Annotated in this window: 11 protein-coding genes and 1 tRNA gene; 5 read left to right on the top strand and 7 right to left on the bottom strand. The window is 68.1% G+C overall.

Going from position 1 to position 11,169, the window contains the following annotated elements; all coding sequences use genetic code 11:
• Positions 1–139: 139 nt before the first annotated feature.
• The 5 genes from yihA to rpmH form a co-directional block, all read right to left on the bottom strand.
• Positions 140–850 carry a ribosome biogenesis GTP-binding protein YihA/YsxC gene (gene yihA / locus MNI96_RS14880; RefSeq protein WP_502960347.1) on the bottom strand — a complete coding sequence of 237 codons (711 nt, stop codon included), beginning with the start codon at positions 848–850 and terminating at the stop codon, positions 140–142.
• A 37-nt stretch (positions 851–887) separates the two neighbouring features.
• Positions 888–1,526, bottom strand: a complete 639-nt coding sequence (locus tag MNI96_RS14875; RefSeq protein WP_249694393.1) for a CatB-related O-acetyltransferase — start codon at positions 1,524–1,526, stop codon at positions 888–890.
• A gap of 301 nt (positions 1,527–1,827) precedes the next feature.
• Entirely contained in the window at positions 1,828–3,693 is a 1,866-nt protein-coding gene (gene yidC, locus MNI96_RS14870) for a membrane protein insertase YidC (protein WP_249694391.1), read from the bottom strand.
• Between the two features lie 18 nt (positions 3,694–3,711).
• Complete coding sequence (gene rnpA, locus MNI96_RS14865) at positions 3,712–4,158, bottom strand: ribonuclease P protein component (protein WP_249694389.1); 447 nt, start codon at positions 4,156–4,158, stop codon at positions 3,712–3,714.
• A gap of 36 nt (positions 4,159–4,194) precedes the next feature.
• Positions 4,195–4,329: a 50S ribosomal protein L34 gene (gene rpmH, locus MNI96_RS14860; protein ID WP_067220180.1), complete on the bottom strand. Its 135-nt coding sequence runs from the start codon at positions 4,327–4,329 to the stop codon at positions 4,195–4,197.
• A 402-nt stretch (positions 4,330–4,731) separates the two neighbouring features.
• On the opposite strand from rpmH, the gene MNI96_RS14855 reads away from it, so the two are divergent.
• From MNI96_RS14855 to MNI96_RS14835, 5 genes are all read left to right on the top strand, one after another.
• Complete coding sequence (locus MNI96_RS14855) at positions 4,732–5,583, top strand: DUF547 domain-containing protein (protein WP_249694388.1); 852 nt, start codon at positions 4,732–4,734, stop codon at positions 5,581–5,583.
• Positions 5,573–6,421: a TVP38/TMEM64 family protein gene (locus MNI96_RS14850; protein WP_249694386.1), complete on the top strand. Its 849-nt coding sequence runs from the start codon at positions 5,573–5,575 to the stop codon at positions 6,419–6,421. Before MNI96_RS14855 ends, MNI96_RS14850 begins: the two co-directional genes overlap by 11 nt.
• Before the next feature lie 37 nt (positions 6,422–6,458).
• Positions 6,459–7,889: a dihydrolipoyl dehydrogenase family protein gene (locus tag MNI96_RS14845; protein WP_249694384.1), complete on the top strand. Its 1,431-nt coding sequence runs from the start codon at positions 6,459–6,461 to the stop codon at positions 7,887–7,889.
• A 102-nt stretch (positions 7,890–7,991) separates the two neighbouring features.
• Complete coding sequence (locus tag MNI96_RS14840; protein WP_249694382.1) at positions 7,992–9,584, top strand: sensor histidine kinase; 1,593 nt, start codon at positions 7,992–7,994, stop codon at positions 9,582–9,584.
• A 189-nt stretch (positions 9,585–9,773) separates the two neighbouring features.
• A tRNA-Arg gene (locus tag MNI96_RS14835) sits at positions 9,774–9,850 on the top strand.
• Between the two features lie 10 nt (positions 9,851–9,860).
• On the opposite strand, the gene MNI96_RS14830 is transcribed toward MNI96_RS14835, so the two are convergent.
• On the bottom strand, positions 9,861–10,943 hold the full coding sequence (locus tag MNI96_RS14830) for a tyrosine-type recombinase/integrase (protein ID WP_249694379.1): 1,083 nt from the start codon (positions 10,941–10,943) through the stop codon (positions 9,861–9,863).
• Positions 10,927–11,124 carry a hypothetical protein gene (locus MNI96_RS14825; RefSeq protein WP_249694378.1) on the bottom strand — a complete coding sequence of 66 codons (198 nt, stop codon included), beginning with the start codon at positions 11,122–11,124 and terminating at the stop codon, positions 10,927–10,929. Before MNI96_RS14825 ends, MNI96_RS14830 begins: the two co-directional genes overlap by 17 nt.
• Between the last annotated feature and the right edge of the window lie 45 nt (positions 11,125–11,169).

Below are 11,169 nucleotides of genomic sequence, written 5' to 3'. Positions count from 1 at the left end.
CCGCAGGCATAGCGCATCCGACTTTACGCAGCGTTAAAAATGAGGGGATTCGGCGCTCGTGTCGACGCCGATCCCCGCGACCGCGCAACAGCATCCCTATTTTTCGCAGGTCGGCAAGAGCCGACTGCGGCGTGCCCGCTCAGCCGGCGGAAAGTTTGAGGATTTCCGCCCGGATTTCGGCAAGGCCGGTCGATTTTTCCGAGGAGGTGACGAGGATCTGCGGATGCGCGGCCGGGCGCTTGCGGATCTTCTCCGCCGTTTCGTCGAGGACCCGCTTCAGCTGGCCCGGCTTGATCTTGTCGATCTTGGTCAGCACCACCTGGTAGTTCACGGCCGCCTTGTCGAGCAAGCCCATCACCTCCAGGTCGTTCGCCTTCAGCCCGTGGCGGCTGTCGATCAGCACGAAGACGCGGCGCAGTCTTGCGCGGCCCTGCAGGTAGGTGAAGACGAGCTCCGTCCAGGCATCGACCAGCGACTTCGGCGCCTGGGCATAGCCGTAGCCGGGCATGTCGACCAGGGTCACCGCGCTTTCCGGCGCGGCGAAGAAGTTGAGCATCTGCGTGCGGCCGGGCGTGTTGGACGTGCGCGCCAGCCCGTTGACGCCGGTGATGGCGTTGATCAGGCTCGACTTGCCGACGTTGGAGCGGCCGGCGAAGGCGACCTCGATCTCGCCCTCCGGTGGCAGCTGCTCCAGATGCGCGACGCTGGTGACGAAGGCCCAGGGGCGGCGGAACAGCAGGCGGCCGGCCTCGATGTCCTCCGGGCTGTGGGGACTGTCTGCGTCGGAGCGGTCGTCCGGCTGGCTCATGGCGGCGTCTGTCTCGGCTTGCGTGCGGTGGCGGCGCTGGATGCGCGGACCGGATGGCGGCACCATCCGGTCCGATGCTCTAGACGGCCCGCTCCAGCTTGTCGAGGTCCGCGCCGCGGATCGCGCCGAGATTCCGGGAGATCTTGTCCGCCGGCCAGTCCCACCAAGCGATGGCGAGCAGGCGCTCGATCACCTCCTCGGGAAAACGCAGGCGGATGACGCGCGCCGGGTTGCCGACGGCGATGGCGTAAGGGGGCACATCGCAGGCGACCACCGCGCCGGCCCCGATCACCGCTCCGTCGCAGATCGTCACTCCGGGCAGGATCATCGCCTCGCGGCCGATCCACACGTCGTTGCCGACGATGGTGTCGCCGCGATAGCCGACGCCCAGTTCCGCCATGTCGAAACTGTCCGACCAGCCCTCGCCGAAGATCGCGAAGGGATAGGTGGAGAAGCCGTGCATGGGGTGGTTGGCGCCGTTCATGACGAAACGGGCGCCGGTGGCCAGCGCACAAAAGCGGCCGATCACCAGCCGGTCGCCGATGAAGTCGAAGTGGTAGAGCACGTTGCGGGTCTCGAACTCCGCTGCATGGTCCTCGTCGTGATAGTAGGTGTAGTCGCCGACCTGGATGGTCGGGCGGGTGATCACCGTGTTGAGAAAGACGGTGTGGGCCGCCCCGGACAGGGGATGGCGCGTGCGCGGGTTGGGTCCGTGCATGGGAATGTCTCCGGGGTCAAATCAGGTATCGCTTGGCGCCTGCGCCGCGTCCCGCCGGTCCTGGACGATCAGGACCCGCTGGAGCGTCTCGGCAATGTCCGGGCGCGGGGCAGCCGTCGTTGCAGCCACCGCTCGCGCCATCTTCAGGCGATCCTGTTCATCGGCCCTCTCCCCGAATTGACCTCGCTTTAATGGGTTGCCTTCGGCCCACCCGCAACCCCGGGAGGGAGAGGGCATGCAAAAAGGCCCCGGAGGGTTGCTCCGGGGCCACACTGTGCTTTTCGCGATGTGGGAAAGCGGCTTACTTCGCCTTCGGCTTGTCGGCCTTCGCCTTGTCTGCGGCGGGCTTTTCCGCCGGCTCTTCCTTCTTTCGGCTGAAGGAGCCTCGCAAATTGTCCCAGAGCTCCACCTTGACGCCCTGCCGGCTCATGATGACCCACTGCTGGGCGATCGACAGGGAGTTGTTCCAGGCCCAGTAGATCACCAGACCGGCCGGGAACGAGGCCAGCATGAAGGTGAACAGGACCGGCATCCAGGTGAAGATCATCTGCTGGGTCGGGTCCGGCGGAGCCGGGTTCATCTTCATCTGGACGAACATGGTGACGCCCATGATCAGCGGCCAGATGCCGAGCATCAGCATCTGCGGCGGATCCCAGGGGATCAGGCCGAACAGGTTGAACAGCGAGGTCGGATCGGGAGCCGACAGGTCCTGGATCCAGCCGAAGAACGGCGCGTGCCGCATCTCGATGGTGACGAACAGCACCTTGTAGAGCGCGAAGAAGACCGGGATCTGGACCAGCACCGGCAGACAGCCGGCGAGCGGGTTGATCTTCTCCTTCTTGTACAGCTCCATCAGGGCCTGTTGCTGCTTCTGCTTGTCGTCCTTGTAGCGGTCGCGGATCTCGACCATCTGCGGCTGCACGAGCTTCATCTTGCTCATGGAGACGTAGGACTTGTTGGCAAGCGGGAAGAAGATCAGCTTGATGACGACGGTCACCAGCAGGATCGCCACGCCGAAGTTGCCGACCAGGCGGAACAGGTAGTCGATGAAGAAGAACAGCGGCTTGGTCAGGAAGTAGAACCAGCCCCAGTCGATCAAGAGCTCGAACTGCTTGATGCCGAGGTTCTCCTCGTAGGCGTCGATCTTCGCCGTCTCCTTGGCGCCGGCGAACAGGCGCGTGGTGGCCGCCGCCGTCGCGCCCGGCTCGACGCGCACGGCCGCGCCCAGATAGTCGGCCTGGAAGTTGTCGGTCGCCTGGGCATAGGAGAATTGCGGCTGGAAATCGCCGTCGCCCGTGGGAACGAGCGCGGCCGCCCAGTACTTGTCGGTGATGCCGAGCCAGCCCTGGTTGACGGCGGCCGGACGGATGCGGCCGCTTTCCTGCAGGTCGTCGTAGTCGACCTCCGACAAGCCGGCATCGCCGAACACGCCGATCAGTCCCTCGTGCAGAATATAGAAGCCGGCGGTCGGCGGCGTGCCGTTGCGTACGATCATGCCGTAGGGATAGACCTGCACCGCCGCGTCACCCTCGTTGCGCACCCGCTGTTCGACGGTGAACATGTAGTCCGCATCGATGGAGATGACCCGCTCGAAGACGAGGCCTTCGCCATTGTCGAAGGTCAGCGTCACCGGGGTCTGCGGCGTCAGCTTCGCGCCCTCGGGAGCCTGCCATACGGTGGCGGCATCCGGCAGGCGGACCGAGGCGCCCGGATCGGCGGTAAGGCCGAAGTCGGCATAGTAGGGATTGGGCGCGCCCTTGGGCGAGAACAACACGATGGTCGGGCTGTCGGGATCGACGGTCTCGCGATAGTCCTTCAGGCGGATATCGTCGATGCGGCCGCCGATCAGATTGATCGAGCCGCCGACGCGCGGAGTGTCGATGGCAACGCGCGAACCGGCCTCCAGCGCCTGTTCGCGGGTCAACCCCGTGGCGACCGGGCCGGTGCTGCCGGGAACGCTCGCGCCGCCCTGGCCGGCGGCGGGAGCCGCGCCCGGGGTTTGCGGGGCCGGGGTTCCGTCGGCCGTGGCCTGCTCGCTCTGGGCGGCCTGCTGCTGGGCAAGCTCGCGCTGCCTGTCGAGCTGCGGCTGGGCGACGAAATACTGCCAGCCCAGCAGGACGATCAGCGACAGGACGATAGCCAGGATCGTGTTACGGTTTTCGGCCATTGTCGGCGTTCACCTTCGTTATTCGCTGGAAGTTTCGCCGCGGCGGTCGCTACCGCCACGGCGCTGTTCGGGATGTCCCGGGGCGGGGCGCTTGCGGTGGCGCGGCCGGGCCGCGTCTCCGCCCGAAAGCGGGGCGCGGGCCAGGCACTGGCCGATCTCCCGCACCAGGTCGCCGAACCCGGCGGACAAGGCTGCGCGCCGGCCGACCAGAACATAGTCGACATCGCCGCGCGCCTGCTCTGCGGCGGCGCGCACGGCTGCACGAAAACGACGGCGGATGCGATTGCGCTCCACCGCGTTGCCGGTCTTCTTGGTGACCGTGTAGCCGATGCGCGGGCCGTCCTCGCTGGCGGCTGCCTGCATGACAAAAGCACGCCGAGAGCTCCGGCCGCCCTTTGCGACGGCCAGGAACTCGGCGCGCTTCTGCAGCGTCGGCAATGTCGTGCGCGGCGGGGGCTGGATCACCGAAACGACTCCTTTGCCCGCCCGCCCAGGCCTGCGTTACGCGCTCAGCCGCTTGCGGCCCTTGGCGCGACGGCGGGCGAGAACCTGGCGGCCGTTCTTCGTGGCCATGCGGCTGCGGAAGCCGTGGCGGCGCTTGCGGACGAGGCGGCTCGGCTGATAGGTGCGCTTCATTGTCTTCTTCCCGCGCGCTGAGGGGCGCGCGGCCCTGGTTATCGAATTTTTCTGGTGGTCGACCCCCGCCGGCCAAGGTCCTCAAGACCGTTCGCACGGAGGCGTCGTGGGCGCCGCGTAAGTCAGCACGACCCGATTGCCGGGCTTATACGGGCCGAACCGGATGAAGTCAACGACAAGCGCTGCGTCTGGACAGCGCAGGAAGCGCAGGTTTTCCCCTCTTTGCGCAAGTTTCCGCTTCGTCGGCGGCACAATCGGGTTCATGCCCGGCTCATGAACGGCTCACGCGGGCCTCACGCGCCCCGCCCGCAGGTTCACTTCACGGTGAGAGCAACCGATTCTGCGACCTCTTGCCCCCATATCGACGTTAGAACGACAGCAAGGCCGAGGGGAGAGTGTGCGATGGCTTGGAGGCGAAGGATCGGGAAGACGCAGGCGGACGCTGCCAACGATGTTGGCGGCACGCCCCTGTCGCGCCGCCCCCTGTCGCGCCGCATGGTGATCGCCGGAATCGGTGCTGCGGCCCTTGCCGGCACGCGGCGCGCCGAGGCGGCCGCGCCCTCGCACGAGGCCTTCACCGAGCTGCTGCAGCGCTACGTGGTGGCGGGCGGCGACGGCCTCAACCGGGTGCGCTACGCGCGCTTTCGCGAGGAGGGGCGCACAGCGCTCGACCGCTACATCGAAAGTCTGGCCGGGCTCGCCGCCTCGCGCCTGCCGCGCGACGAGGCCTTCGCCTACTGGGTCAATCTCTACAATGCGGTCACGCTGCAGGTGGTGCTCGCCCATTATCCGGTCGCCTCGATCCGCGACATCAATCTGGGCGGCGGATTCTTCTCCCGCGGCCCCTGGCGCAAAACCCTGGTGCGCGTGGAGGGGCGGGACCTGTCGCTCGACGGCATCGAGCACGAGATCCTGCGAAAGCGCTGGCGCGAGCCGCGGGTGCACTATGCCATCAACTGCGCCTCCATCGGCTGCCCCAACCTCGCACGGCGCGCCTATCGCGCCCGCGACCTGGAGCGGATGCTGGACGAGGGGGCACGCGCCTTCGTCAACCATCCGCGCGGGGTGGAGGCGCGGGCCGAGGGCCTGCGCGTGTCGCGCATCTACAGCTGGTTCGACGAGGATTTCGGCAGCGAGCGCGAGTTGCGCCGCCACTGGCGCAGCCATGCGGATGCAGGCCTTGCCGCAAGGCTCGATGCAAACCCGCCGGTCATCGGTTACGACTACGACTGGAGGCTGAACGATGCGCGCTGAAGGAAAGCAGGCTGCGGTCGGTCAGGACGGGGGAGACGGACTTATGGACAGCGGCGAGGGCCGGACAGGGAAGGCGAGCGGGCCGGCTCCGCGCCGCTCGTCGGTGCGCCGTTTCCTGCCGCTGGCGGTCATCCTGGCGGCCATGGCGCTCGGCTATGCCTTCGGCCTGCACGAGCACCTGAGCCTCTCCGAACTGATCCGCCACCGCACGGAGCTTGCCGGGATCGTCTCGGACAACCTGTGGCCCGCCGTTGCCGGCTTTGCCGCCGTCTATGTGGCGGCGGTGGCGCTGTCCTTTCCCGGTGCCTCGCTGCTGACCGTGCTCGGCGGCTTCCTGTTCGGCTGGGCGCTCGGCGGCACCGTGGTCGCCTTTGCCGCGACGGCGGGCGCCGGGCTGATCTTCCTTGCCGCGCGCCTGTCGCTCGGCGAGACGCTGGCGGCACGGGCCGGGCCGTTCCTGTCGCGCCTGGCGGAGGGCTTTCGCGAGGACGCGTTCCACTATCTCCTGTTCCTGCGCCTTGCCCCGGTCTTCCCGTTCTGGCTGGTCAATGTCGCCCCGGCGGTCTTCGGCATGCGGCTGCAGCCCTATCTGGTCGCGACCTTCGTCGGCATCCTGCCGGGCACCTATGCCTATGCCTTCATCGGCGCCGGGCTCGACAGCGTGATCGCGGCGCAGGAGGCGGCCTCGCCCGGCTGCGCGGCGGCCGGCACCTGCCGCATCGAGCTGTCGGCGCTGGTGACGCCGAAACTGCTGCTGGCCTTCGCCGCGCTGGGGCTGGTCGCGCTCATTCCCGTCGCGTTGCGGAAATGGCGTGGCCGCAAGCCGCCGCAAGCCTGACGTCGCGCCTGTTTCCGCGTCCTGCAAGGAGGTTCGCATGTCCCGTCTCCTCACTCCCGATATCTGCGTCATCGGCGCCGGCAGCGGCGGGCTCTCCGTCGCGGCGGCGGCTGCCGCCTTCGGGGTCGAGACCGTGCTGATCGAAAAGGGGGAGATGGGCGGCGACTGCCTGAACTACGGCTGCGTGCCCTCCAAGGCGCTGATCGCCGCGGGCAAGGCGGCGCGCCACGCGCAGGAGGCGGAGCGCTTCGGCATCGCCGTGCCGCGCGTCGATGTCGACTTCGCCGCGGTCAACGATCATGTCCGCAAGGTCATCGCCGCAATTTCCCCGCACGATTCGCAGGAGCGCTTCGAAGGCCTCGGCGTCACGGTGATCCGCGCGCCGGCGCGCTTCCGCGACCCGCGCACGGTGGTGGCCGGCGACACGGAGATCCGCGCCCGCCGCTTCGTCGTCGCCACCGGCTCCTCGCCCCTCGTGCCGCCGATCCCGGGCCTCGACACGGTGCCCTGGCACACCAACGAGACGATCTTCACCCTGCGCGAGTGCCCGCAGCATCTCCTGGTGATCGGCGGCGGGCCGGTCGGCCTGGAACTGGCGCAGGCCCATCGCCGGCTCGGCGCCCGCGTCACCGTCGTCGAGGCGGCCAGCGCCATGCCGCGCGAGGACCCGGAGCTGGCCGCCATCGTGCTGCAGCGGCTGCGCGCCGAAGGGGTCGAGATCCTGGAGGGCGCGAGCGTCACCGCCGTCTCCGGCACGCCCGGCGCGATCCGCCTGACCATCGGAGAGGGCGACACGACGCGGCAGATCGAGGGTACGCACCTGCTGCTGGCGGCAGGCCGCAAGGCCAATGTCGAGGGGCTGGGCCTGGAGGAGGCGGGCATCGCCTTCGACCGGCGCGGCATCGCCGTGGGGGCGGACCTGCGCAGCTCCAACCGCCGGGTCTATGCCATCGGCGACGTCGCCGGCGGCCTGCAGTTCACCCATGTCGCCGGCTATCACGCCGGGGTGGTCATCCGGGCGCTGCTGTTCCGCCTGCCGGCGAAGGAGAACCGCGAGATCATCCCACGCGTGACCTTCACCGATCCGCAGATCGGCCATGTCGGCTTGAGCGCGGAGGAGGCGCGGACCCGCTTCGGAACGGCGCGGGTGCGGGTGCTGGAGGCGGCTTTTGCCGGCAACGACCGGGCGCAGGCCGAAGCGCGCACGGACGGGCTGGTGCGGCTTGTCGCCGGACGCGGCGGGCGCGTCCTCGGGGCGAGCGTCGTCGGGGCCGAGGCGGGCGAGATCGCCAACCTCCTGTCGCTGGTCGTTGCCCGCAAGCTGAGCGTGCGCGATCTCGCCGGTTTCGTCTCTCCTTATCCTTCCCTGTCGGAAGCGGTTCGCCGCGCGGCGATTTCCTATTATGCTGACAGTGCGCGCAACCCGTGGATTCGCCGCCTCGTTCGCTTCCTCGCCCGGTTCGGCTGAGGCGGACGGGCGGTCGGGCGGGTCTTGTGCCGGCAAACGGGGCGGACCGTTTCGGCCCGTCCGGCAGGCAGGCCGGACGGCAGAGCAGCGACAGGGTGGCCTTTGAGCGCACCGCATCACGACGAAACGTCCCGCCGGGACGCAGCGGCGCATGACCGATCCGCGCCGGCGGCAGGCCTGCGCGCGGCCCCGCAGGGCGTAAAGGTCACGGAGGGGCGGCGCCGGCGCCGCTGGGGCGGGTTGTCGGGCAAGCTGCTGATCCTCACCGTGCTCTTCGTGATGCTGAGCGAAGTGCTGATCTTCGTTCCCTCCGTCGCCAATTTCCGCAATACCTGGCTCACCGACAAGCTGACCATCGCCGGCGTTGCCGCCAGCGTGCTGGTGGAGACCGACATGGTGTCCCCGGCGGTGCAGGCGGAGCTGCTGCGCGCCACCGGCGCACTGGCCGTCGCCCTCGACGAGGGCGAGCGCCGCCGGCTGATCGCCATGGTCGAGACGCCCGGCGAGGTCGACCGCACGGTCGACATGGGCCAGGCCGATGCGATGACGTCGGTGCTGGAGAGCTTCGCCATCCTGCTGTCGTCCGGCGAGGGGCAGATGCGCGTGATCGGCCCCACGCAGATGGGCATCGGCGGACGGGTCGACATCGTCATGCCGGAAGCCAAGCTGCGCAACGCGATGCTGGCCTTTTCCGTGCGCATCCTGGCGCTCTCGCTGGTGATCTCGGCGATCACCGCGACGCTGGTCTACCTGTCGCTGCGCTGGCTGCTCGTGCGGCCGATGCAGCGGCTGACGCGCTCGATGGCCCGCTTCCAGGCCTCGCCCGAGGACACCGACCTGATCATCGAGCCTTCGCGCCGCGACGACGAGGTGGGCGATGCCGAGCACAGCCTGGCCGCCATGCAGGCGACGCTGACGGAGACGCTGCAGAGCCGGCGCCAACTTGCCGATCTCGGCCTCGCCGTTTCCAAGATCAACCACGACCTGCGCAACCTTCTCGCCTCCGCGCAGCTGTTTTCCGAGCGCCTGGAGCAGGTCGCCGACCCGACCGTGCAGCGGCTGGCGCCGAAGATCATCGCCACGCTGGACCGTGCCGTCGGCTATACCAGCTCGGTGCTGGCCTATGGCAGCGCCCGCGAGGCGCCGCTGCGGCGCCGGGTGGTGCGGCTCGACCTCCTGGTGCGCGATGTCGGCGAGGTGCTGGGCCTGTCGGGCGACGGGGCGGTCGCCTTCGAGAACCGGGTGGAGGAGGGGGCCGAGGTCGAGGCCGATCCCGAGCAGCTGTTCCGCGTGCTCATGAACCTGTGTCGCAACGCCGTCCAGGCGCTGCAGCAGTCGGGCTCGGACATGCTGGTGCGCCGCGTGATCGTCGAGGCCGACTGCCGCGCCGGGGAGGTGGTGGTCAGGGTGCGCGACACCGGGCCCGGCGTGCCGCCGGCCCTGCGCGAGAAGCTTTTCCGTCCGTTCCAGTCTGCCGCCAGGCGCGGCGGCACCGGCCTGGGGCTGGCGATCGCCGCCGAGCTGGTGCGCGCCCATGGCGGCGAGATCAGCCTGGCGGAGCGGGCGGGGCCGGGCGCCGAGTTCGAGATCCGCCTGCCGCGGGCTGCGCCGGACGGTCCCCTCGAACAGCCGGGCGAGGATCGCGAACCGGCGGAAACCGGGCCGCTTTCCGCTTCGCTCGACCGCAGCGGCTGAGCTTGTCCCGACAGCTTATCAACAGGCTGTGGGGGGAGGCAAAAAAGTCGGAGAAAAAACGCGCGCCCTCGCTTGCAATCCTCAAAGGACCAGAGTAGAGGTAGCGCCCTGTCCGGAGGCGATGCCACGGACGGACCGCCTCGCCTCGTGCCTGACAGTTGTGTCTGGTACGGCGGCATGATGGCCTAAGCACCGGTAGCTCAGCTGGATAGAGCACCAGACTACGAATCTGGGGGTCGGGAGTTCGAATCTTCCCCGGTGCGCCATATTTCCCAATCACTTAGCATTCCTCCCGTTGACGGGATCAGCCGAAGTTTGCAGCAGGTTTGCAAATTCCGGTCGCGGTCTGTTCTCCAGACGGGCAATTGCCTGGTCGGCCAGATGCCGCGTGCGTGACAGATACTTTTCAAGAATCGAGTTCACCGACCGCAGCGAATGCCCGGTGATGGCCGCGATTTCCGGAAGCGTGCAGCCGGCCTCGGCAAGCCGCGTGACAGCGGTGCCGCGAAGGTCGTGAAAGTGTAGGCCTTCAATGCCGGCCTTGGCAGCAGCAGCCTTCCACGCATGGCGAAAATGATAGGCCGTCCACGGCCGGCCGGTCTTGGTGGTCAGGATCACATTTGCCGTTTTCGGCAGTCCATCCAGCATGGTCTTGAGCGTTGCCGTGCAGGGGATTTCCACCCGCGCGCCGGTCTTGTTCTGCCGAATTGAGATGTATCGGCCATCGTAGTTGGTCCACGACAGGGCGAGGATATCGCCTTGGCGCTGCCCAGTGTGGAGCGCCAGGACCAGGACGCGCTGCAACTCGACAGGCGCGACCGCACAAAAGGCCTCGACATGGGCGGGCTGCCAGATGGCATCGGCGCGATTGCTCCTGTACAGGCGCTTGAAGCCGATGACGTGGTTATGAAGAATGTGCCCGTTCTCGCGCGCCCAGGTCAGCATTGAAGAGACGATGGACAGGCGATTATCGCCCTCGCGCGGTCCCGATTCCTCGGCAACGCGCGCACGCCATGCCAGCAGCTCCTGACGCACGCGCGGGTCGTCGAGCGCCTCAATGGGCATGTCGCCGAATTCGCCTTCCACCTTGGTCAGGATCCGCCGATATTCCCGCTTGGTCGCTTCCGCCTTGCCGGCAAAGTCATCCGACAGCGTGTAGTGCCGGATAAGGCCGATGACGCTTCCGTCGTGACGGGAAAGCTGGAGCTGGCCGGCCTCGTGCATGGAAGCCAGAAACTCCGGAGAGCCCGGCTCGCCGCGAAGCGGATGGCCGGTGGCGCGGTGGTAGCGATAGACCGTGACCGTGCCGTCCTTCCGCCGCTTGCGGATCGTGTTGACGCCTTTAAGCCGGACGCGCATCCCGCTTCCTCTTCCATGCATCCAGGGCCGAAACGGCCTCCGGCTCGTTATCGCCGTCGGTGTGCAGAACGATGCGCCCGCTCGGCTCGATCTCCACGCGGCTGACCTCCACGCCTGCGGCCTTGAGGCCCTTCGCGGCGCGGGTCAGGTCGGATTGTCTGAAAGATGGTTTTCCGCGCATCGCTCGACCTCGAATTGTTGAAGGCGGTCTGCCCCTGCCTGAAGG

Source organism: Stappia sp. WLB 29 (assembly GCF_023507705.1).
Taxonomy (GTDB): domain Bacteria; phylum Pseudomonadota; class Alphaproteobacteria; order Rhizobiales; family Stappiaceae; genus Stappia.
Note: the sequence above shows the minus strand (reverse complement) of the source record. Positions and strands in the feature narration are given on the sequence as shown.